Raw genomic sequence first — 21,460 nt, 5'->3', positions numbered from 1 at the left:
CGTGCGGCGAACCCCTAGATAAGCCGTAGGCCTTCGGCTAGTGCTCCTTTGGCGGAGAAAGAAAGCTCAAACTCGATCTTCTGATCTTTTTCGAGGGTAGTCTTGCCAACATGCGTGATGCGGCTGAGCACAACTGGACCTTCCTCGGGTTGAATCAAGACGTAATTGGGCTTTCGATGAACCACGTGACCTGTGAACTTCAGTCTGTTTCCGGTCGCATGATCTCTCGGGGCATACTGTCGACGGGTTCTTTCCTCGTCTGACAAGTCAAGCTCTTTGCCGCTTTCCCAAAGCTTTAGAGCACCGTCATACTTCCCATCTAGGTAAAGAAGACCACCATAAAGGCCGATGAAAGCTGGCTCGGTCTCTCCGTCAAGCTTGCACTGAGCCAGAGTCGCGGCTGCCTTTTTGATCGATTCGCCAGTCTCCAGCATGGCGCGAGTGTACTCAAGGTATGCGCGAACCTGCTTGAAGTCACTCTTGATGATGGGATCAAGCACCTCTAAGGTCTTGAGGGGGAGCTTCTGATCACGGTAGGCTCTTCCTAAAAGGTATCTTGCTACAGGGCTGGCATGATCGGCATCCACGGCCTGCCTGAGCTTGCTCAGCCGCGCAGGTTGGTTGCCTAAATCCTTTTGTACTCCAGCGGATGTGATGAGGAGCGAGGCTCGCTCACTGACTACCTTTAACCCTTCAGAAACGACGGCTTCCGCCTTTTCTAGGTATTCAGTCGCTTCGTCATCAGAAATCTTAGGCCGTCGAGACCAATCCAGATACAGATTCGCAAGTCCTGAATGTCCATATGAGTCCGTCTCTTTCGACGCCATACAAAACTGAAATTCTCGCTCGGCATGCGCCAGTCGCTTCCGGGCAACCTCGTTGTTTTCCTCACTCATAGCCAACTCTGCGAGGACAAGACCGCGCGTGTGATGCAAAGAACGGATTGTCTTTGTTCGATCTTTTGCTATCGCGTCATCGATTTGATTTAGGGCCAAGACAAGGTTCTTCTCTCGTAAAAGCATTCGAGCGAAATGTTGAAGCACAAACACGTTGTCTGGGTCACGCCGCGCAGCCGTCTCGAAGAACTTGATCTTTCCGGCGAGGGTGCTGAATGTGTCTACGATTTCGTCAGAACGAATAAATAGCTCGAATACCTTCTTGTCCAGGCGATATGTGAGATTTAGCTTCTCCATCGCCTTTTGCAACAAGTGTTCCTTGAGTTCACGCGTACCGCACTTCTTCCAAACAATCTGAGCGATAATCCTGTGCCGAGCTCTTGCAGCATACTGTCCCTTTACGATGTTCGTTTCGGTGTATTCCACCAACCCCTCCAGGTTGGTCCCAACGTCTTCATAGAGTGATTGCAGGGGGTACCCTAGCACTGTTTCCATCAGCTCATCGCGAATCAACATGCCATGCTGATAGAAGCAGCACACCAGTAGGTAGAGATCTCGGGAGATCGAGGGTGATTTCTCCACGTCGATACTTCGATACTCTCCCTCGATGATCGAATCAAAGCCTACCCCCTCCCCTGCCATCGCCTCACGCATGGCTACCAAAAGCTGCTTTTCATGCTTGTTTTTAACAATGGTGAACTGGAAGTCTCGGTCCAGTTGCTCTAGCTCCCCAAGAGAGTTCTCTGCCCCAAGGAAATCCAGAAGATTATTAATCTCGATGTCCGAAAGGGGATCAATCTCAAACTCGACGGCTTTGAAGTGAATTTTTGATGACATCCATTCGTTGCGCCGAACGCCCATTAGAAACAGGCAGTTGGTCTTTGCTTTACGCTGTTGTGCTAAGGCAGCCTGAATGTTTTGCGAGTGCTCTCGCGCCTGGTCAACTACGAAATAGCAGTCAACGTCCGGGAACAGGGAAGTGGCATAGGCTACGTCGCCCTCGTTTACTTCTGCACCTTCTCGAAGCATAAACACTGGTCCGATTCCACCGTCGACGATACGAAGTGCTTCGGCCATAAGAATTGTCGTGATGCCATAGCCCGCCGGACCCGTTAAAACCGCAGCGGCGCTCTTAGACTTGGGGTTTGTACTGAATTCCAGCGTCCATTCCCAAAGCTCATCTTCGACATCCCTTTTGAACTTGTGGCTTTGTGCGATGAGAGACCAGTTGGGTTTGGAGCCCCGAAGGAAGTCTTTTGTATTCGGAAGGTCCGTTGTGCTCTCATCATTTACATAAATCCAGGACTCCAGAAGACGCAACATCGCGGCTGGGGAATCCTCGTAAGCATCTCTCAGGTGTTGGGGAACCTTGTCGCGTAACGCGTTTACTGTATCCGGTGCGGGCCGACGGTCTCCCAACTCCTGCTCGACAAGCGCATGTAGCTCAGGTAGAGACATAACGAGTGTTTCGACACGCCTAACCTCACGATGCAATACAACGTCTAGGGGGTCGGCAAAGGGATCAATCCTGTAGGCCATCGGTGGCTGAGACGGTGAAAATTCCCGCGCTACTTCTTCGATAATCAGTTGCCAGTTTGGATCTCTACCGGAGTAGCCGATGTACAGAAGTGTCGAAGTTGCCGCATCGTTCTTTAGGCGGCTCCAGACCATCTCGCGATTCTCTTGATAGCGAGTGTAGTCCGTCTGCGTAATGACGATCGGTGATGTGCACGGGCTGTACGGCGTTCCATGAAGATGAAAAACAGGAACATCGACCAGCGTGTCTGTGTAGCGAAGGTCGGCGGTAACGGCGATCGGTACTGGATTTTGGGGCGGATTCGGATTTAGCTTGTACGCACGCTCCAAGCCCATGTCGTAATTTGTCGTGAAAATTGACCGCCAGCGAAATGTCGTTAGCCACTGAATATGTTCGTCAGGCTCGAGGTTCGCAAGGGACCGCCTCACAAATGAATCGAGGCTTGTTCGGGAGGTTTGGATCTCTGCGAACTGGGAAACTCGTGGCAGGTCTGTCGTCGGAATGCCGAGCTTAAAGGTCGCAATAAGGTCTTCAGCAAGCTTTGTACCATCTGGAGCCGGTGTTCCATCTGGCCTGGTGTAATGGCCTCCAATCCCAGCTCCTAGAAACAAGACACAATTCCCACGTTCAAGAGCTTGCCTAAGACCGAGAGGCAAACGTGTGACTGGACCGAGGCTCGCAGACGCCAAAGTGCACCTTCCTTTTACGCTGAAGATAACACTCAGGCCATACAAGTTGCTGAGTTGAGGATTTCTGAACGTGTCTCTGGGGTATACCGTATCGCGGCGTCGCATTCCGGGCTGAAACGCGTTGCTTTAGAGTTGGCTACTGAGTTAAGATACACACAATGCCCAAAGTCATAAAGTCTAAAGCAACACCTAAGAATGCCCGGCATCCGAAGGGGCAACGGGTTGGGTACGTCCGCGTTAGCAGCCTCGATCAGAACGAGCACCGGCAGCTCGAAGGGATGGACCTAGACAAGACGTTCCTGGATAAAGCTTCCGGCAAGGACGTGAAGCGCCCTCAGCTCACAGCGATGCTGGACTTTGTGAGGGAAGGGGACTCGGTGTTCTGTCACTCGATGGATCGCCTGGGGCGGAATCTGGGTGATTTGAGGAAACTGGTCGATCTTATGACGGAGCGCGGAATCTCGGTTCACTTCTTGAAGGAGGGACTGACGTTTACCGGCGAAGACGCGCCGATGGCGAACCTGATGCTGAGTGTCATGGGAGCGGTCGCTCAGTTTGAACGTGACCTGATTCGTGAGCGTCAAAGAGAGGGGATTGAGCTTGCAAAGCGGGCCGGTGCGTACAAGGGCCGCAAACGTAAGTTCTCGCCGGAGAGAGCGGCGGAGCTGAGCCGTCGTTTGGCCGAAGGCGAGGAGAAGGCGAGTTTAGCCCGCGAGTTCGGTGTCAATCGAGCGACTGTCTATCGTTATTTAGGCTGGGCCGCCGCTGAAGCTGCTTTCCTTCCAAAGAAGCCGAGATCGACAAAGCGGGGTCGGTCTTCCTCGGGAGCGTCACTATGAAGGGTCCGGTTCAACGCTCTCTGCATTGTCCCTGCGGGAATGAGAAGATCCTCGCCCTAGGCCTCTGCTCGACCTGCTACACGCTGAAGCGTCAAGATGAGGAGTATTTCGGTGGCCATCGCGAAGAAGTCCTGGCTCGTGATGGCTACAGATGTCGTATCCCCAACTGTGCGACAGTAAAGCGGGGAAAGCGATCGGTGGCAGTTCATCACCGTAAGCCTGGCAACAGCGATCCGAAGCTGATGATTACGCTTTGCCTCCCTTGTCACGCTAAAGTAAGCCGCACACAGTTTCTTGAAAACGAATGGCCGGAGTTGCTCCGTATTCTTTGGCGCGAGCAACACCCGGAAGCGCATGAGCAGACCACCCTCGACTTCAAAGTGCGAGGTCCCGCAGCCGCAGCCATTCCCTTGTTCGAGATCAAGGTTTCGCAGAAGTGAAGTCAGGCTATCCGGTCACTCCGGACGGACGATACTTCGTGGTCAAAGGGCGTCTTTGGCGATGCACGAACCCTTCACTTCCGTCCGAAGCGAAGCAGCTCCTGGTCAACGAGTTGATGGAGGCGCGAAGGGCAAAGGGCGCATCTCTGCGTACTGGGGATTTGGTCGGCCGCGAAGCAGCCCGGAAGAGGGTCGATCAAGCCAAGCATCAATTGGGTGAGCGCGGGCCGGTCTGGTGGACAGACGGTGCTCCGGACTGGAATCGGCATATGGCAGTCAACACGCCATATGCCGATTGGTTTATCAGTTTTATCCGTTTAGCAGTGTGAATTTTCAAGTCCGAATTGGTCCCCTAAGTTGTTTCAGGACTTGATGAGTGGGATGTCGAGGATCTGGCCGACTTGAATCTTGTTCGCGTCGGCCAGGTGATTGGCCTTGGCGATCTCATCGTACTTGTTAGCATGACCGTAGAAGAGCTCGCTCACTTTACTGAGATTGTCGCCCGATTGAATGGTGTAGGACCCGTCCTGACCGCCGGTGTTGCTGATCTCATGCTTGAGATCGGCGTACTGCGGGTCGACCTGCTTGATGATGTCCCAAACGCGTTCCAGCACTACCTGCGATGGAACCTGAGCAACGAGATGATACTGCTCACCCACCAAGTCGGAGCCTACAAATTTGGCCCCGTACGGCTCGAACTTCTTAATCATGTCGACGACGGGAGCGTATTTCTGCTGCAATGCCTGAAAATCAGCCACTTCGGTTCTCCTGGAAAAATGGGTTTAGAGGAACTTGCTGAGAAGCTGGGATGCCATGCCACCGTAGCCACTCTGCGGCGGAGCCTGCTGGCCCCCATTGGTGAAATGCGCGAGCACCATCGGAAGCACGGTTGCCATGGCTACCTTCGCGATTTCAGGCGAGACACCAGCCTTCGCAGCAACGTTCTCGATGAAGCCTGTGTTTCCGAGACCTTGTTCGATCTGGCCGGGCGTGGCGGCGGGTTCCTGGCCGTTGGACCAGTTTTGGACGTGGTCGGCCATACCGTTGTTGCGGAAAGAGTCGATGACGCCGGAGAGGCCGCCAGGTTGCTGTTCAAGAGCCTGCATCATGCCACTAGCGACATTCGCGTTCGTGCCTGAGTTGGTCCCCTGGCCCTGTTGACTGGCCATTCCTTCAATTGTGTCTAGTAGTCCCATACATGACCTCGGGTGTGAGATGCGGAAAGCTGGTTGAGCTGCTTCTCAGGCTTCTCCTCGGCCTGAGACCTTGGGGTGAAACGCTACTTGGGGCAAGGCTTTCCAGCGTCGGGGCGTGCGCCTTTGGCTACGGCGTCAGACTCGCTCATATAAGCACCTTTTTTCGTCTTGCCGTAATATCGATCGCCGCTGCAATGGTAGACCTTGGTGGAGGTATTGACCCAAACCTGGCCCGGTCCGCCCCCGGCTGCGGGCTGGCTCGGCATAGTTGACGGGCTGGAGGTCGCAGAGGGGCGAGATGCGGTCGCAGAGGTCGGGGCCGGAGGCGGCGTTGGAGCTGCGCTGGGCGTTGCTGTTGGGGCCGGTGCCGGTGCTGCCGAAGCTGTTGCGTACCAAGTCTGCACGCCCTTGTGTCCGGAGCAGGCTCCGCTCTTAGCCTTGGCGGTGGAGTAGGTGCCGTCTTTACACTGTCCTGTCGCCCCGGCGGGAGCCTGTGCGTGAGCAAGGGTACAGACGGACATAAAGAGTGCGGCGAAAACAGCGATGGCGCGTTTGGTCATAGATCCCCTCCATAGATCCGGCTCAAAGGTCTTGCTCGCAGCCGGTTGCGCCATTGGATGCGCGTTCTAGCCTTCCCCTATCGCGACCAAGGTGTTTTCCATGAAATTGCCGGCATTTATGTCGTCTCCCAGACGCACATTTCAAAGTTTCAGGTACAACCGAAGCCAAAAAATAGGCAACTCAATACTGGGAACCTAGGGGCTGCAGGTATCGATCCGAAGGCCGCTCTCCTATCCATCCAGCACGACTAGCAGCCATTTGTAGCACCTGAATCGCGGCCTACGCCGACGTAGAGCTGTGCCTGCAACCGTAAGATCTCGCGACTTCACCTATGGAGGATTCATGGCAATGACCGACGAGCTCACTCATCTTGTGTGCCTATTCCATCACCAAGATCAGGCTGCCGCAGCAACTGAAGATCTTTATAAACAAGGCATTCCTCCCACATCGATCGCGGTCATTGGAGACGAAGGACAGGAGCATGCCGCCGGTTCTGCTCTCGACGAATTTGGGATTCCGGCCCGTGACCGCCAACATCTGCTGGAAGGAATACGCAACGGCGGCGTTGTCGTGGCGGTTTCGACCGTGCAAGGGCATGTTTCTGCTGTTGAGAAGATCTTTGGAAGCCACAAGGCTACCAAGATTGATGATGCTGTCGTGACGCCCAAAGCCGCTGCACTTTCGGTTGGAGCGGAGGATGAGACAACTATTCCCCTCGTCGAAGAGGAACTCGCCGTGGGCAAGCGGACGGTGGATCAAGGTGGTGTCCGTGTTTATCGGCGGGTCATCGAGATTCCTATAGAGGAGTCGATCGACCTCCGCGAGGAGCATGTCGTTGTCGAGCGAAATGCCGTGAACCGTCCGGTCACGGATGCAGATCTGGCACTTCAGGGCAATCAAGTGTTCGAACTCACCGAGACAGCCGAAGAAGCCGTGGTCGGAAAGACAGCGCACGTTGTAGAAGAAGTGGTCGTGGGCAAGACCGCATCGGAGCGCACGGAGCATATTCACGATACGGTCCGCCATACCGAGGTTGAGATTGAAGAGATTCAGCCCGAGAGCGAACTGAGAACGCCAGTCAAAACGAACTAATTTGTAGGCACATCCCGTATCCCCAGGAGCAATTTCATGGCTGAACGCGTCAAAGTCTACGAAGAGACCAAGAAGGGAATTCCCGTTTGGGCTTGGCTCCTGCCACTCCTTCTTCTGCTGGCTCTCCTCGCCTATTTCCTCACCCACCGCCATCCTGCTGACGGCGCACCAGTTGTCAGCTCAACGGCTGCCGCGCCTGCATTTCCGGACCTCGGTTCTGTGCATTTCGACACGGACAAAGCCACTCTGACACCGGAAGGCCAGGCGACTCTACAGCAAGCTGCAGCGGCGATGAAAGCAAATCCCTCCGCCCATCTCCGGATCGAGGGTTTCACCGACAGCACCGGTTCAGCACCCCACAATGCAGATCTTTCGGAACAGCGGGCACTCGCAGTCGCTGGCTACCTTAAGGAACAAGGTATTGATGGAAGTCGATTGACTGGCGGAGGCTTTGGAGCTCAGAAGCCCACCGACACCAATGCGACTCCGAACGGCAAGGCGGATAATCGCCGCGTCGAACTCTTCTCGCAGCCGCAGTAAGCACTGCAAACAATTCAAGCAGCTAACTCACAACAGGAGAATATATATGTCGAAGACAGTCGTAGGGCTTTTCAGCACAATGGCGGAAGCGAATAAGGCGAAGCAGGAGTTGATCACGGACGGCTACGAATCCCATAACATCCACGTCATGGCCAATGATGACGGTCTAGCTTCATCGTCTGCGCCAACTGCAAACGAATCAGGCTATACAGATATCGGGAGCGGGGGCGGCACGGGGATCGGAGAGAAGATCAGCAGCTTCTTTCGTTCACTCAGCGGCGGCGATGACCACGCCCATGATCATTACGCGAAAGGGGTAAACGCGGGTGGTGCGCTCCTCGCAATCACGGTACCGGACGAGGAAGCTGCCGAGGCAGCCACTTTTCTAAAGCAGGTTGGCGCTCGCGATATCGAGGGCGGGTCGAGCAGTCAGTACGAAGGTTCCGCGACAACCGCAGCAGAAGGCGTAGCGATCCCAATCGTCGAAGAAGAGCTCGTAGTCGGGAAGCGCGAGGTTGATCGCGGTGGTGTCCGCATCTACTCCCACGTTGTAGAGCGTCCAGTCGACGCGGACATCAACCTCCGCGAAGAGCAGATCAATGTGGAGCGCCGCGTGGTCAATCGGCCTGCAACCGCAGCTGATTTTGCTGCCGGTAGCGGATCTGTCATCGAGTTGAACGCAACTGGAGAGGAAGCCGTCGTGGGCAAGACGAGCCGAGTCGTAGAGGAAGTTCTCGTTGGCAAGCAAAGCAGCGAGCGCACTCAGGCCATCCATGATTCCGTTCGCAAGACAGAGGTGGATGTCGAGGAGGTTCCCGGCGAGGCCACCGGGGCCGGCATCGCGAAGGATCGCTACTAGACGATCACGTATCTCGCTCAACACGCAGGCCGGACATCAACACGTCCGGCCTGTGGCATTTGCCTCTCAGGAGTTTCTATGACTGACACTGAATCTGCCACGTCGACAGTGGATGACCAGCCCACTACCCGGCCCAATGTCCTTGCCGTCTCTGGGCAATTCGACCCGACTCAACCATTTACTGAGATCTGGATGGCCAACGGTGAAGTGGTTCGCCTGCCGACCAGTGTGCTTCTTCAAACCTCTGACGTATGGAAGTCCGCTGACATGCGGGCGGACGTTCTCTCCTCAAACAATAGCGTCACAATCCCGTTGGTTGAAGAAAGACTGGAAGTAGGGAAGCGGACTGTTGCTACGGGTACCGTTCGCCTGAACAAAACGGTCCAGGCATACACCGAAGCCCTCGATGAGATCCTCGCGGTCCGCACATTTGATGTGGAACGCATCGTTATCAACCAGCCTGTAGATGCTCCTCCGCCGGTCCGCCAAGAAGGTAATACGACTATCTACTCGCTCGTAGAGGAGCGATTGGTTCTTACGAAGGAGCTTGTTCTCAAAGAAGAGATTCGCATCATTCAGCGTGATACAGAGCGACACGACACTCAGCACGTCACCCTACATAAAGAACACATCTCGGTTGAACGCGTTCCGAGATAAGACGATGTGGGTGCACCGTCTGTGTCGCCGCAAGATCATCAACTTTGAGAGGTACGGCTATTGCAATCTGGGTTGGGGGCGGCCGGACTAGAGGCGACGTGAAGAGAGACGCTCACCATCTCGTTTCCGTTCATCGTGGCCACAAGGATACAGGCTTGCTCAAGCTCGTCGGCAGCTTCGATCTGCCATGGCATTAGGTTGATGCCGTATCGTTCGGTGTGAGTATGCCCCTGCATGATCACCTCGCTGGCAGTTTTCGGTGCCTGATCTATACAGTGGCGCGAAATCCTAGCGTATGCAATCCAACGGACGGGTTATCGGCCGTACCTTTGCTGGTTCAATCGCCAAAACCATCCTGTAGGCATCGAAAACAAGAGCTATGGACCAGATGGTAGGTACACCAGTACAGCTTCGACAAATACTGCGCAACATCGTGCGCAATCCTGTAAAGACTCTGGTTCCGCCGTGGAGTTGGAAGGCCGCGGCCTTTGCCGCAGCGGTGCGTGGAGCAGCCTTTTTCTTGACGAATCTTCAGGCAGGGCGAGGAGAAGCGACAAAGGCACTCGTCGTCGAAGCGGTATTTGCTTTCGTCACAGGAGGATTGATCGGAGCGATCTCACAGCAGTTGCGGAATGCTGAGCCTCTTTGGGCGACCGCTGCCGTGGTCTGGATAGGTTTGCCGGGCATGATGCTTCTGGCTCAATCGGGAGTTCACCGACTCGCGCACACACCTCACCTCAGCGGCGGGCTCCTCCTATCATTCTTAGTGTCTGCGATCTCAGCTGCCTTCAGTTGGTACGCCATGCGTCATGGTGCGATGTTGGGCGGCTCTGATGAGACGACCGTTCTTCACGACATAGAAGTGTTGCCAAAGATCCTCCTTAATTTCCTTCTCGCTGGTCCGACCGTGTTGGCTTCGTTTCTGCGGAGAAAACGCCTTAGCTAGATTGCGGAGCGCCACAAGCCGGGCTGTTCTCAGTACCGTTTTCCTTCTCCGCGCAACCGAACATTAAGTCTTGGGTTTAGGTTTCAGGCAGCCTTTTTAGCTCCTATTGCGGTCCAAGTTCACGGATCTGCTCACTAAATAAACCAAGGAGCACCAACATGCGTTTCTGCGCTAATGCGCTCGGTCTCTCGACCGTCTTAAGCTTTCTCCTTGCTGCTTCGTTGAAAGCAGAACCTATTCCAGTTCGGTACGGACAAGGGTCCAGTCACGGCTTCCTTGCTCTCAAAACCTTGGATGGCACGACAATCGCGACAGGCGAGTCAACGCAGGTCGTCAGCAGAGGCAAGGTAACATCTCGGTTGATATTCCGCTTCAAAGATGGGTCTGTGGATGAAGACGTAACGGTCTTCACGCAGGATAAGGTCTTTCGCTTGTTGACCGACCATCACATTCAGCACGGGCCTTCATTTCCTAAGCCGATCGACTTTCTCATTGACATGACAAGTGGCAACCTTACATTCAAGGCTGAAGACGGAAGCGTTTCGACGGAGCATATGGATCTGCCTCCGGACGTATCGAACGGGCTTCCGCCGAATCTCATCCTCAACATCCCTCCTTCGTCTCCGGAGACGAAGGTCTCCTACATTGTACCGGGCAAGAAACCACGGCTCATCCATGTTGCAATCAGGCAAATGGGGACTCTCTCATTTCGAGTAGGCACGTTCCGGCGAAAAGCCACTGATTTTACCCTCCACGTCGAGCTGGGTGGCGTAGCGGGGGTTGTCGCGCCCATTATTGGCAAGCAGCCTGCCGACTACCATATCTGGCTCCAGGCCGGTGATCCTCCGGCATTCGTTCGAGAGGAAGGACCCTTGTACGAAGAGGGGCCCATCTGGCGAATGGAACAGATCAGCCCGTCTTTCCGGTAGAGTGCGAGTGTGATGCCGAAGATGAATCCTGATCTGACAACGTATCTTCACGACCATCTTGCCGGTGCAAACGCAGCGATAGAGGTTATTGGTCTGCTCCAGAAGCATTCAGGAGAGCCCGTTCTAGTCAGCTTCCTCACCTCGCTATTGATCGAGGTCCAAGAAGACAAGCTCACCCTTGAGAAGTTGTTGTCATCCCTTTCCCTGGGCCCTAGCACCATCAAAGATTCCGCTGCCTGGGTCAGCTCCCGAGTCGTCAGCCTTAAAGTCCGAGCAGGAAAGAACACATTTGGAGCCTTTGAAGGTCTCGAATTTCTCTCGCTCGGAATCCAAGGGAAACTTCACCTTTGGAAAGCCCTTGAACGTAGCGTTGCCTGCGGCGGGGTACAGGACAAGCCTGATTTCCGCTTGCTCATAGAACGGGCGGAGGTACAACATCGCAATGTTGAGGACCTCCGCCTGGCCCTAGCCACCATCGCTCTGTAACGATCTCTCTCGCGCTAAGATGTCTGCATGTGTGGACGCTACGGACGCCGATCCGACAAACAACATATCGCTGAGCATTATCGTCTGCGCGATCTTCGAGAAGTACCACTAGAGGCCGGCCCCGACTGGAATATCACCCCGGATTCAATCCAGCCCGTCATCCGCCTCGGCAGGGATACCGGCGAGCGTGAACTGGCGTTGCTAAAATGGCGGCTTGTGCCTTTCTGGTCTAAGACGCCAAAGCCCCCGTTCGACACCATCAATGCAAGGGCGGACAAACTATTGACCAGCGGCTCCTGGCGAGAACCTTTTCAACGGCGAAGATGCCTCATCCCCGGCGAGTTCTTCTATGAGTGGGAGCCGATCGACAAGAAGACGAAGCAGCCCTACGCGGTAGCTCTAACCGACGATCGACTATTCTCCTTCGGCGGGATTTGGGACCGGTGGAAGGATCACAACAGCGGCCAGGTGATCGAGAGCTTCGCGATGATCACCTGCGACCCGAACGAGACTATGGAGGCATTCCATGACCGTACGCCCCTCATCATCGAACCGAGGGACTATGATCGTTGGCTCGCCGATGTGGAGCCGTCGCATTTGCCAATGGATCTGGTGCGGACGTACCCAGGGGAAGGGATGAAGGCGTGGAAGATCGCGAAGCTGAATGGAAACGGTCCTCACCTGCTGAATCCGCTTCCTGAGTCCCCTTCAACCGTCTTGGGCCTCTTTTAAAGAGGGCTACACAACGACATCTTAGCTCTGCAATACTTAGAGGGGAGGCCCAATGACAGCGACGTTTCGCAACAATGTGACTGTGACAGGCAGCGGCCCGAGAACGCTGATGTTTGCCCACGGCTATGGCTGCGACCAAAGCATGTGGCGTCACGTACTCCCCGCCTTCGCGAGTGACTTCAAAGTGGTGGCATTCGATTACGTTGGCTCCGGTTCTTCCGATGCCTCGGCATTCGACAAAAGAAGGTACAGTACGTTGCGCGGCTACGCTCAAGATGTGCTGGACATCGTTGAGGAGCTGGATTTGAGCGATGTTGATTTCGTGGGGCATTCTGTCAGTGCGATGATCGGCGGCCTCGCATCTATTCAGCATCCAGGCCGATTCGCCTCATTGACCATGATCGGTCCTTCGCCCTGCTATTTCAATTCGGGTGATTACACCGGGGGGATGGAGCGGTCGGACGTTGAAAGCCTCCTAGATACTTTGGAAAGTAACCACATCGCCTGGTCTGCGACCATGGCTCCCGTCATCATGGGAAATCCGGAGCATCCCGAGCTGGCAGGGGAGCTTGAGGCTAGCTTCTGCCGGATGGATCCACCTAACTTGTGAAAGCGAGTTGGAGAAACGCTGAGAGCATAGCGTTTACCTGTTTCGGTACGAGCCAGGGAGCAAAGTGTCCTGCTCCTAGGGTCTGGCCGTAGAGGAGGTGTGGGATTAATCTCTTTAGTTCTCCAATATCCGCGAAGTCGCCGGATGCCGCTATGTATGCGATGGGCATGGAACAGGCTGTCGCAGCCCTCGCGAAGTCATGGCGGACCATGTGCTGTTGAAGGGCGGCGAGTAACACGTGCTGAGGCGCCGCTGGCAGAGTGTGCAGTAGGCCCGTCAAAGCTTCTCTCTCCGTGGCACGACTGAGATTGTGCATGATTGAACGATACGCATTCTCATAATCATCTCCTTCGAGATCGGGGAGAAGAGGAGCAAGGAGTTCCGACAAGCAAGAAGCGGGTTGAAATACCGTATCGATCATGGCGACTGCCTGTACCAAGTTCGGATAGAGGTGAGCAGTTTCTATGGCGACCGCGCCACCCATACTATGTCCAACAAGAATCACATTTTCAATCCCCAACCTTCGACAGAGCCACGCGATGTCATCGGCGAATTGTCCGACTTCATAGGTCATTGCTGGGGAGTCGCTCTGTCCATGTCCTCGCAGGTCGACGTTTATGACGCGGCATGTGCGACGGAAGAACTCCTCTTGATACTGAAGAGTCGTGTGGTCACAGCCCCATCCGTGTATAAGCAGTAGCGGCGATCCGGACTCTCCACTATCTGTGAACGCCAACGAGATTCCATCCCTGAGCTTCTTCTGCATGGTGTTCCGATCTCCTAATGTGGTCTTCAGCAGACGCAAGCTGTTAACGAGATTGATTTGTTGCGGATTGTCGTAGATTCTTCGGTCCAGAGAGGAGCTTCAGGCCAACTTTGTCACCAATCAATTTGTCTACCCATCGTGATGGCAACCTGGTTGGAAGAATCCAATTAGAGAAAAGCCCTGCTACGCGGATGTATGTGGCTTTCGGCCGTTTTGCGGTCAAAGCTGTGAACACGGTGTCGCCGATGATTCGTGGCTCCATGCCGTTTCTTCCATCTCGGACCATGGCGTCGCGAAACGCCTGAATCAGGTTTACATACGGCGTATCGCTATATGCGCTAAAGTTGAGAGCCTCTGCTTTATCCCAGATAGCCGTCTTCACAGGCCCGGGCACAACTGTGATCACGTCGACACCGTACAGCATGAGTTCGCGCCGAAGTGACTCGGATAGACCGGTGAGTGCATGTTTCGATGCCGCGTAGGCCCCGAAGAAGGGAATGCCGATACGACCGGCTGTCGATCCGATGTTGACGATTCTTCCAGGTCTTTTTCCTGAGCCTTGGATAAGTGGGAGAAACTGCTGAATGACATTGAGGGTTCCAATGACGTTGACTTCGAGCTGCTGGCGAAATTCGGCGATCGGTACGTGCAAGAGCGGGGCGGCAGTCCCAGTACCTGCATTGTTAACAATTCCTAACAGAGGATCATCCTTCAGCAACTCACGCACCTGTTCGCTTGCAGCCGTAACAGCGTCCCTGTCCGTTGTGTCGAAGATCAAAGGAACGACCTGGTCCTTGAACGTATCGAGCAGGCGTTCAGCGTCGCGCTGACTTCTGACGCTGCCGAAAACGCGAATATTTCTCGCTGTCAAGGACTCGGTAATTGCCAAACCAATCCCCGAAGAGACACCCGTCACTAAGACGTTGGATTGCGCTTTCATCGTTCTCTCCTAAAGTGGACCAATAGACCGCAGTTCGGCCCAACGGCGTAAACGATTCGTGAGCTACGCCGTTTGAAGGACCGACTCCGTAACAGAAATCGTCGTCTTCTGATGGATAAAATCAGCAGCTTTCTCGCCGATGACGACACATGGAGCCATCGTGTTACCGCGCGTGACGCGGGGCAGCACGGACGCATCGACGATGCGCAGGTTCTCGATGCCATGAACCTTTAGCTGGCTGTCAACCACGGAGCTCTCGTCGCTGCCCATCCTGGCGGTACCGGATTGGTGCCAGAACGTGACGAGGCCGTTTCGCAAGAAGTTTTCCAGTTCCGTACCTTGAACAGGTCCGGGATGAACCTCGCGCTTTGCGAATGGTCGCAAGGCTGTCGAGTTGCCGATCTCCCGCGCGCGAGTGATCCCTGCGACCAGATCCTTCATGTCCTGCGGATCGCTGAGATATCCTGCATCGATCGTCAACGGCGCATTTGCATCTGCGCCTGTCAGACGGATCGAGCCACGGCTTTGGGGAGACATGCCGCATATCATCGAAAAGCCCTGCGCAGGAGGAGCGGCCCAGGCTGCGTTTTCGGGTGTTGGGAAGGGGACTCCGATAGCGTAGGTGTAAAAGTTCGGGGCGGTAAGTGAAGGATCGCTCTTCCAGAATCCTACTGTCTGGCTACGTGGCGTCATCGGCAGCGGCTCGCCAGTGCCTTCCCAGATGCAGGCAAAAGAGATATGGTCGTGCAGATTTGCGCCAACGGCAGGGAGCGCTTGTAGAACGGAAATCCCGAACTGCTTCAGATGAGCAGGATCGCCGATGCCTGATTGCATGAGAAGCTTCGGCGTCTGTATGGCGCCTTGCGAGAGAACGACCTCGTGCGACGCACGGAACGTCTTTGTAGAACCGTTCCAGACCGCTTCAACACCAACCGCCTTTGTGCCTTCGAAGACAATCCTGCGGACGAGTGCCTGAGTTAGAACAGTGAGATTGCCCTGTGCCATCGCTCGATAAGCATAGGAACGGAAGATCGAACGGCGTTTTCCAGCCATGACGGTTTCATCGACGAATGAACAGCCTTCGGCGGACTCCATCAACATTCCGTTTTGATTAGGGAAGCGCGGGAGTCCGCCGGATTCGGCACCGGCGAGTAAGGCGTCGGCAAAGGGATGTGGATCCGGCGCAGGCTGGACGTGTACCATCCCGCCCTGACCTCGCAGCACGTCAGAGTTTCCGGTCCAGTCTTCGATGCGATTCCGATAGAGGGAAAGCACAGAGTCGTAACCCCAACCGGCGTCTCCCGTTTCGCGTGCGAAGAAATCCCAGTCAGCTTTATGTCCTCGGGACCAGGTGGAGACATTAATGCTTGAGCCGCCGCCAAGAATCTTCCCCATGGAGTACGAAACAGAACGCCCATTGAGTCGCGGGTTGGGAGCGGCGGAGAAGCCCCAATCCGATTCGCTGCCAAGCGTCATGACCCAGCGGTTTGGGTCTTCGATCGTCTCCGACTCGTCGGAGCCGCCAGCCTCGAGTAGAAGCACGCGAACACTTGGATCTTCGCAGAGACGATAGGCGAGGACTGAGCCGGATGTGCCCGCGCCACAGATGATGTAGTCGTACTCGCTGGCGAGGTCTTGAGTGAGCCGGCGTTGAGTCGATGCGACTCGCGCGGCAAAGTGCTGCGATAAGTTTCCCTGATCTTCAAAAGTGCTCATGTGCTGACTCCCTCCGAAACCTCAACGGTTCCATACCGTGAGACTACGGAGAGCTTCCTTAATAGGCGCACCCTAAACCAATAGACTTTTTACTGGAGAATTCAACAGTTCCGGGCTCTCGGCGAACGAACCCATCACATCGAAAGCAGGCCGCGGCGCACTGCGAGAGTGACTGCATGCGTACGATCGTTGGCGCTGAGCTTATCCACCAGATTCTTCACATGGAAGTTCACCGTCGTCTCCGCGATACAAAGCACATCCGCAATCTGTTTATTGCGATGACCATCACGAATGAGGCGGAGGACTTCAAGCTCACGCGTTGTCAGTTGCTCCTCGACCACTTGATCGGCGAGACGCGCAGCTATGGCGGGCGAAATACTCTTACCCCGGCTATGAACCGTGCGGATCGTCCCCAGGATTTCATCCCGTGGCGAGCTCTTGAGGATGTAGGCTGCGGCACCAGCCTTGAGAGCGCGAAGAATGTCAGCATCGCTCTCTGACGTTGTCAACACCACAATCCGCGCGTCCCGATTGATGTCGCGCATGGTCGCCAAAAGGCTAAGTCCGTCCGAATCCGGCAGACGCAAATCCAGAAGGGTGACATCCGGTCGTCTCTGCCTGAACTCCGATAAGCCGGTTCCGGCATCCGCGGCCTGGGCAACCAGGGTCATGTCCGTTTGGGAGCCGATGATCGCACTCAGACCCTCCCGGAAGACCGGATGGTCCTCGATACTGAGTATCCGAATTGGTGTCGATGGTTGTGTCATAAGGCCCTTCCACGATCGATACTCAGCGATGACGCAGGTGCAATACGCAAATGCTACTTGTTCGACCGGCCCTTGACTACTCAGTAAAGGTATCGGGAACGTTAGAAAACTCAGGTCAAGATGTCAGTGCGCGCCCTAGAACATCCGATATCTCATACAACGCGCGCTGAAGGTGTTCAGGCTGAGCGGGCGTAGCAATCGCTTTGCCGGCGATCTCCCTGCACCCCTCGATCCCCAAAAGAAGCTTCTCACAACGTTGTCTTGCTTCAAGCGTGCGTCGATTCAAAAGCCAGTCGAGGTCCTTGCTCATCGATCGAGAGATATGGTCCAGGTGCCTTTTGTAGAGAAGTAGAACGAGGGGCACGCCGGAGAGGATGCACAGGGTGCGAATGAAAGAGTGGCGACACATGGACATCACTCCGGACCGGTTCCCACTTCAGCGGAGACCTCAGGCCACTCCCGTAAAAGCGTGATGCCAAATCTGGGAGCGGCAGCTCGCATCCGCTCTATGTCTTCACCCGAAGTCGGCTGAGGTTCCGAACCGGGAGAGAGAAGTAACCCTCCGGAAGCAAGGAAGCCCTCGAAACCACTCGGCGTACAGAGCAGCAGATAGCGAGCCGGCTCCGAGCTTTCATTGAGCAGCTGATGAGGGACGTTTCGTGGCAGAAGGATTGAGTCGCCAGCACGTAAGATGACTCTCTTCCCGTTGACGACAGCCGTCATTTCGCCCTCGAGCATATAAAACGTCTCGTCATCATAGGCATGAACGTGGATTGGCGTACGGGAAGACACAGGAGCACAGTTCTCAAACAAGGAGAAAAGAGAGCCCGTATCGGAGCCTGAAAAATGTTGCTCCATGACGGTGCCGCCAAGTACGTATCGGGTACGAAGTGTTTCTGAAGAGTTTTCGAGTTTCGTATTCACTCCTGGACATTAGCGGCCTTTCAAGCAAGTCACAACCTAGGAAGTGTCAGCAGGGCAGCTGTAGATTTCTACAGCGCAGGGAAGACGCCCGTCCATGTACAACAGGTGTACGCAAGAGTTTTCGGCGAATCTTGGCCGGTCGGGCTACAGGAGCAGCAGTGTATGGCGAAGTCGTGGTTTCGAGTGATGCTGATGCTTTGTCTCTCCGCCCTACTGACTCTCCCCGCATGGTCGGTGGATCCAACGAAGCGGATTCATCAGTACGCACACACTGCATGGCGAACATCCGAAGGAATCTTTGACAGCCCGCCCACAGCCTTTGCGCAGACAAAGGATGGTTATCTCTGGATCGGCTCCGCATCTTCACTCCTCCGCTTCGATGGAGTGCGCTTTGTGAAGTTCACTGACGCTCAAGGAACCAAGCTGGCGTCTAATAGTGTCTTCTCGCTGCTTACAGACCGCGATGGAAGCCTTTGGATAGGCACCTCGCTTGGTCTCTCTCATCTGAAAGATGGCGTGCTGACCAATCTGACCAGCAGCAGGGCTGGCATCAGAGGTATCGCCCAGGACGACGCCGGAGCCATCTGGGTCGCTCGGGCCAACATGCTTGACCCCGGCGGCGGTGCACTCTGCAAAGTGGAGGGTGATGCGCTTCAGTGTTTCGGGCCGGCACAGGGTGTCCAGATGCCGTTTGCCGCAACGGTCGTCTGTGACCATGAAGGCAATGTCTGGTTGGGTGGTGCGCAGACTTACACCCGCTGGAATCCCAAGTCCCAAACCGTGTACGCGCCGGAAACGTTCAAGAATAACGCTGATAATGCCGCCATCGGTGCCATGGGAATCGCTCCCAATGGTCATGTGCTGGTCGGCATGACCAAGACCGGTCCCGAGGTCGGGCTTCAGGAGATCATTGACGGACAGCCGCATCCTTACGGACCGATAGAAGGCCTCAACAGCGAGAAAGACATTCTGGCGAACGTCATCCATGCCGATGCACATGGCGCTTTGTGGCTTGGCACACAGGCGGGAATCATTCGGGTCTACAAGGGCGTCGTGGACCGCTATGAACTCACCGACGGCCTTTCGGGCCCATACGTGATGGACCTGTTCGAAGATCAGGAAGGTGACCTGTGGGTCATCACAACCGAAGGCATCGATCGGTTTCGCGACCTGCCTGTGACCAGCTTCGGCGTACCGGATGGCATGGCCTCTGAGATCTCACACAGTGTCCTGGCGGATAGAAGCGGACGCTTACTCGTCGCCGATGGCTTCAGGCTGAGCATTCTGCAGAACAACGGGATCATAACGGCCGAGCAGGACAAAGTGATCAGCGGAAAAGGCCAGGTTCCAATGGTGTTTCAGGCCGCCGATGGCTCCTTCTGGATGAGCGCGGCGAATCAGCTTTATCGCTACGATCGCGGAAAGCTGCTTACCATCGCTCGCCCCAAAGACGCCCCTCCTAACACGGAGACAAAGGGACTTGCGGAAGACCGGGATGGAGACATCTATGCGCTGCAGGGTCTCAACCCGGATCTTTGGAAGGTCCGCAAAGGTATCGCGACGCGGGTCGTGACGTCGCCGGAACTTCCGCCCGCTCATACGATGACCATGGATCATCAAGGCACGCTATGGTTCGGTCTGGCGAGTGGAAAGCTTGCCCGGCTCCGTGGGACTTCACTTGATTTCATCGAGGTTGAGCCACCAGGCAAACCTCATAGCTTCATTCGACAGGTCACAGCAAGAGATGACACTATCCTGAGCTCATCGACGTTTGGCCTGATGGTCTACAGAGATGGAAAGGTCTCGTATCTAGGGAAGACCGCTGGGCTTCCTTGCGAGAGCATCTTCTCTTTCACGTTCGACCTAAGCGGCAACTTATGGATGGCTTCCGCCTGCGGCACCATGGAGGTCTTTAGCCAGGAGTGGCAGGCTTGGCGCAGCGGCACCCGGACGTCTGTCACCCCGCGTGTGCTGGATGGTCTTGATGGAGCCCGGTTTGCAAACTATCCGACCATTCATGCCGCCGACGTTACCTTGGATGGAAAGGTCTGGTTCGCGACGGGCGCGGAACTGCAGATGGTCGATCCTGCAAACCTCGCCATCAACACGGTCGTGCCTCAGGTTCATATCGAAAGTGTGCTTGCGGACGGCGTGGCTATGGATGCGGTCAGCTCTCCACGACTGCCGCCACTCACGCGCCAGCTCCAGGTTGACTACACGGCGACGAGCCTTTCATTGCCTCAACGTGTGCTGTTCCGCTACAAGCTGGAAGGCCATGACAAAGACTGGCAATCGGTCGGAACACGCCGTCAGGCTTTCTATAACGACCTTAAGCCAGGTACATACCACTTCACTGTGCTCGCCTGTAATAACTCCGGTCTTTGGAATGAAGTGGGCTCGAGCATCACGTTCACGGTCGCACCTGCATGGTTCCAGACTCGCTGGTTCATGGTCGTATGTGCTTTTCTAGCAGGACTGCTGCTCTATGGTTTGTACTGGCTGCGAGTGAGGCAGTTGCGAAAGCACCTGCAGATTCAGTACGAAACCCGCCTTGAGGAACGCACCCGCGTCGCTCGCGATTTACATGACACGCTCCTTCAGACCATTCAAGGAACGAAGCTGGTTGCCGAGGAAGCGCTCCTGGGGGGCAACGATTCAGCCCAGTTGCGCAACATCGTAGCCAGGATTCATGACTGGCTCTCGCGAGCCGTTATCGAAGGCCGCGCCGCGCTTACTGCGCTTCGTACGGAATCGAGTGCTGGGGACCTGGTCGAAAAGTTTCGTAGTGCTGCGGAGGAGTGCTGTGAAGGCAGCGCGATGACGCTGCGCTTCGAGACGAGCGGCGTGCCGATGGAGCTTGGCGCTGACGTGACCGAAGAGATCTTTCGCATCGGATACGAAGCGATCCGGAACTCTGTCGCTCATTCAGGAGGAAGCCTCCTCGAAGTTCAGCTTGTCTACGGCAAGGTCTTCAAGTTGAGGGTCAGGGACAACGGCATCGGGTTTGATGCGGATGCCTCTTCTGGAAGAGTCTCCGGTCACTACGGAATCGAAGGCATGAAGGAGCGGGCAGCAGGTCTGGGCGGAGTCCTCTCCGTGCGCAGCCTACCGGGCAGCGGGACCGAAATATCTCTGACGAAAACGATTGGGTGAGAAGAGGAGATGCGGCAGCCGCCAGGTGGGGAAAGCTTGTCCACCTGAAGAAAAATACAGCTCAATTTCCGTCGAATTCGATGGGGTGCAGATGGGTCACCATCGTCTACCTTGTGGATGTGGAGTAAGCCCAGAGAAAGTATCTTCCACCGCGTTTATTTCGGCAGAGCAGCGACGCCACGTGA

At 55.4% G+C, this 21,460-nt stretch carries 21 protein-coding genes; 12 read left to right on the top strand and 9 right to left on the bottom strand.

What is annotated here, in order from left to right; translation table 11 throughout:
* Positions 1-14 precede the first annotated feature (14 nt).
* Positions 15-3,044: a P-loop NTPase gene (locus tag OHL20_RS24100; protein WP_263385862.1), complete on the bottom strand. Its 3,030-nt coding sequence runs from the start codon at positions 3,042-3,044 to the stop codon at positions 15-17.
* A gap of 236 nt (positions 3,045-3,280) precedes the next feature.
* Here OHL20_RS24100 and OHL20_RS24095 point away from each other — a divergent pair, with 236 nt between their 5' ends.
* Complete coding sequence (locus OHL20_RS24095) at positions 3,281-3,961, top strand: recombinase family protein (protein WP_263385861.1); 681 nt, start codon at positions 3,281-3,283, stop codon at positions 3,959-3,961.
* Positions 3,958-4,401: an HNH endonuclease gene (locus OHL20_RS24090; RefSeq protein ID WP_263385860.1), complete on the top strand. Its 444-nt coding sequence runs from the start codon at positions 3,958-3,960 to the stop codon at positions 4,399-4,401. The genes OHL20_RS24095 and OHL20_RS24090 overlap by 4 nt, the downstream gene beginning before the upstream one ends.
* 362 nt (positions 4,402-4,763) lie before the next feature.
* On the opposite strand, the gene OHL20_RS24085 is transcribed toward OHL20_RS24090, so the two are convergent.
* The 3 genes from OHL20_RS24085 to OHL20_RS24075 all read right to left on the bottom strand — a co-directional run bounded on the left by OHL20_RS24085 (position 4,764) and on the right by OHL20_RS24075 (position 6,157).
* Entirely contained in the window at positions 4,764-5,159 is a 396-nt protein-coding gene (locus OHL20_RS24085; RefSeq protein ID WP_263385859.1) for a LysM peptidoglycan-binding domain-containing protein, read from the bottom strand.
* Positions 5,160-5,183: 24 nt separating this feature from the next.
* Complete coding sequence (locus OHL20_RS24080; protein ID WP_263385858.1) at positions 5,184-5,597, bottom strand: YidB family protein; 414 nt, start codon at positions 5,595-5,597, stop codon at positions 5,184-5,186.
* Positions 5,598-5,680: 83 nt separating this feature from the next.
* Positions 5,681-6,157 (bottom strand): DUF3761 domain-containing protein, encoded by a 477-nt coding sequence (locus tag OHL20_RS24075; protein ID WP_263385857.1) that lies wholly within the window; start codon positions 6,155-6,157, stop codon positions 5,681-5,683.
* Between the two features lie 343 nt (positions 6,158-6,500).
* On the opposite strand from OHL20_RS24075, the gene OHL20_RS24070 reads away from it, so the two are divergent.
* The 9 genes from OHL20_RS24070 (at position 6,501) to OHL20_RS24030 (ending at position 13,009) form a co-directional block, all read left to right on the top strand.
* The gene (locus OHL20_RS24070; protein ID WP_263385856.1) at positions 6,501-7,250 is read left to right on the top strand and encodes a YsnF/AvaK domain-containing protein; all 750 of its coding nucleotides are present in this window, start codon (positions 6,501-6,503) and stop codon (positions 7,248-7,250) included.
* A 36-nt stretch (positions 7,251-7,286) separates the two neighbouring features.
* On the top strand, positions 7,287-7,790 hold the full coding sequence (locus OHL20_RS24065) for an OmpA family protein (RefSeq protein WP_263385855.1): 504 nt from the start codon (positions 7,287-7,289) through the stop codon (positions 7,788-7,790).
* A gap of 46 nt (positions 7,791-7,836) precedes the next feature.
* Positions 7,837-8,649 carry a DUF2382 domain-containing protein gene (locus tag OHL20_RS24060; protein ID WP_263385854.1) on the top strand — a complete coding sequence of 271 codons (813 nt, stop codon included), beginning with the start codon at positions 7,837-7,839 and terminating at the stop codon, positions 8,647-8,649.
* A 78-nt stretch (positions 8,650-8,727) separates the two neighbouring features.
* Complete coding sequence (locus OHL20_RS24055) at positions 8,728-9,306, top strand: YsnF/AvaK domain-containing protein (RefSeq protein WP_263385853.1); 579 nt, start codon at positions 8,728-8,730, stop codon at positions 9,304-9,306.
* A gap of 379 nt (positions 9,307-9,685) precedes the next feature.
* Entirely contained in the window at positions 9,686-10,252 is a 567-nt protein-coding gene (locus OHL20_RS24050) for a hypothetical protein (RefSeq protein ID WP_263385852.1), read from the top strand.
* A 158-nt stretch (positions 10,253-10,410) separates the two neighbouring features.
* Complete coding sequence (locus tag OHL20_RS24045) at positions 10,411-11,181, top strand: hypothetical protein (RefSeq protein ID WP_263385851.1); 771 nt, start codon at positions 10,411-10,413, stop codon at positions 11,179-11,181.
* A gap of 12 nt (positions 11,182-11,193) precedes the next feature.
* A complete protein-coding gene (locus OHL20_RS24040; RefSeq protein ID WP_263385850.1) occupies positions 11,194-11,667 on the top strand; it encodes a hypothetical protein in 474 nt (157 codons plus the stop codon).
* 27 nt (positions 11,668-11,694) lie between these two features.
* Entirely contained in the window at positions 11,695-12,399 is a 705-nt protein-coding gene (locus OHL20_RS24035; protein ID WP_263385849.1) for an SOS response-associated peptidase, read from the top strand.
* A gap of 109 nt (positions 12,400-12,508) precedes the next feature.
* Complete coding sequence (locus OHL20_RS24030) at positions 12,509-13,009, top strand: alpha/beta fold hydrolase (RefSeq protein WP_263385848.1); 501 nt, start codon at positions 12,509-12,511, stop codon at positions 13,007-13,009.
* Here OHL20_RS24030 and OHL20_RS24025 read toward each other — a convergent pair.
* From OHL20_RS24025 to OHL20_RS24005, 5 genes are all read right to left on the bottom strand, one after another.
* The gene (locus OHL20_RS24025; protein ID WP_263385847.1) at positions 12,999-13,775 is read right to left on the bottom strand and encodes an alpha/beta fold hydrolase; all 777 of its coding nucleotides are present in this window, start codon (positions 13,773-13,775) and stop codon (positions 12,999-13,001) included. The two genes, OHL20_RS24030 and OHL20_RS24025, sit on opposite strands and share 11 nt — an antisense overlap.
* A 43-nt stretch (positions 13,776-13,818) precedes the next feature.
* Entirely contained in the window at positions 13,819-14,715 is an 897-nt protein-coding gene (locus OHL20_RS24020; RefSeq protein WP_184223056.1) for an SDR family NAD(P)-dependent oxidoreductase, read from the bottom strand.
* Positions 14,716-14,778: 63 nt separating this feature from the next.
* Positions 14,779-16,431: a GMC family oxidoreductase gene (locus tag OHL20_RS24015; protein ID WP_184223058.1), complete on the bottom strand. Its 1,653-nt coding sequence runs from the start codon at positions 16,429-16,431 to the stop codon at positions 14,779-14,781.
* A gap of 134 nt (positions 16,432-16,565) precedes the next feature.
* Positions 16,566-17,198 (bottom strand): response regulator, encoded by a 633-nt coding sequence (locus tag OHL20_RS24010; RefSeq protein ID WP_263385846.1) that lies wholly within the window; start codon positions 17,196-17,198, stop codon positions 16,566-16,568.
* Between the two features lie 414 nt (positions 17,199-17,612).
* Positions 17,613-18,056 (bottom strand): cupin domain-containing protein, encoded by a 444-nt coding sequence (locus tag OHL20_RS24005; RefSeq protein WP_184223076.1) that lies wholly within the window; start codon positions 18,054-18,056, stop codon positions 17,613-17,615.
* A 228-nt stretch (positions 18,057-18,284) separates the two neighbouring features.
* Between OHL20_RS24005 and OHL20_RS24000 the strand changes: the two genes are divergently transcribed.
* Entirely contained in the window at positions 18,285-21,275 is a 2,991-nt protein-coding gene (locus tag OHL20_RS24000) for a sensor histidine kinase (protein WP_263385845.1), read from the top strand.
* The last annotated feature ends 185 nt before the right edge of the window (positions 21,276-21,460 follow it).

The sequence above is a fragment of the Granulicella arctica genome, from assembly GCF_025685605.1.
Classification (GTDB): Bacteria; Acidobacteriota; Terriglobia; order Terriglobales; family Acidobacteriaceae; genus Edaphobacter; species Edaphobacter arcticus.
This window is presented reverse-complemented; position numbering and strand designations above follow the sequence as displayed.

Excerpts from the sequence above, each read along its gene's own strand:
- OHL20_RS24025 (WP_263385847.1), bottom strand. The coding sequence starts at position 13,775 with ATGCAGAAGAAGCTCAGGGATGGAATCTCGTTGGCGTTCACAGATAGT.
- OHL20_RS24070 (WP_263385856.1), top strand. The coding sequence starts at position 6,501 with ATGGCAATGACCGACGAGCTCACTCATCTTGTGTGCCTATTCCATCAC.
- OHL20_RS24000 (WP_263385845.1), top strand. The coding sequence starts at position 18,285 with ATGGCGAAGTCGTGGTTTCGAGTGATGCTGATGCTTTGTCTCTCCGCC.
- OHL20_RS24065 (WP_263385855.1), top strand. The coding sequence starts at position 7,287 with ATGGCTGAACGCGTCAAAGTCTACGAAGAGACCAAGAAGGGAATTCCC.
- OHL20_RS24040 (WP_263385850.1), top strand. The coding sequence starts at position 11,194 with ATGCCGAAGATGAATCCTGATCTGACAACGTATCTTCACGACCATCTT.
- OHL20_RS24030 (WP_263385848.1), top strand. The coding sequence starts at position 12,509 with ATGTTTGCCCACGGCTATGGCTGCGACCAAAGCATGTGGCGTCACGTA.
- OHL20_RS24095 (WP_263385861.1), top strand. The coding sequence starts at position 3,281 with ATGCCCAAAGTCATAAAGTCTAAAGCAACACCTAAGAATGCCCGGCAT.
- OHL20_RS24015 (WP_184223058.1), bottom strand. The coding sequence starts at position 16,431 with ATGAGCACTTTTGAAGATCAGGGAAACTTATCGCAGCACTTTGCCGCG.
- OHL20_RS24055 (WP_263385853.1), top strand. The coding sequence starts at position 8,728 with ATGACTGACACTGAATCTGCCACGTCGACAGTGGATGACCAGCCCACT.
- OHL20_RS24045 (WP_263385851.1), top strand. The coding sequence starts at position 10,411 with ATGCGTTTCTGCGCTAATGCGCTCGGTCTCTCGACCGTCTTAAGCTTT.
- OHL20_RS24060 (WP_263385854.1), top strand. The coding sequence starts at position 7,837 with ATGTCGAAGACAGTCGTAGGGCTTTTCAGCACAATGGCGGAAGCGAAT.
- OHL20_RS24035 (WP_263385849.1), top strand. The coding sequence starts at position 11,695 with ATGTGTGGACGCTACGGACGCCGATCCGACAAACAACATATCGCTGAG.
- OHL20_RS24010 (WP_263385846.1), bottom strand. The coding sequence starts at position 17,198 with ATGACACAACCATCGACACCAATTCGGATACTCAGTATCGAGGACCAT.
- OHL20_RS24020 (WP_184223056.1), bottom strand. The coding sequence starts at position 14,715 with ATGAAAGCGCAATCCAACGTCTTAGTGACGGGTGTCTCTTCGGGGATT.
- OHL20_RS24080 (WP_263385858.1), bottom strand. The coding sequence starts at position 5,597 with ATGGGACTACTAGACACAATTGAAGGAATGGCCAGTCAACAGGGCCAG.
- OHL20_RS24090 (WP_263385860.1), top strand. The coding sequence starts at position 3,958 with ATGAAGGGTCCGGTTCAACGCTCTCTGCATTGTCCCTGCGGGAATGAG.
- OHL20_RS24050 (WP_263385852.1), top strand. The coding sequence starts at position 9,686 with ATGGACCAGATGGTAGGTACACCAGTACAGCTTCGACAAATACTGCGC.
- OHL20_RS24005 (WP_184223076.1), bottom strand. The coding sequence starts at position 18,056 with ATGGAGCAACATTTTTCAGGCTCCGATACGGGCTCTCTTTTCTCCTTG.
- OHL20_RS24075 (WP_263385857.1), bottom strand. The coding sequence starts at position 6,157 with ATGACCAAACGCGCCATCGCTGTTTTCGCCGCACTCTTTATGTCCGTC.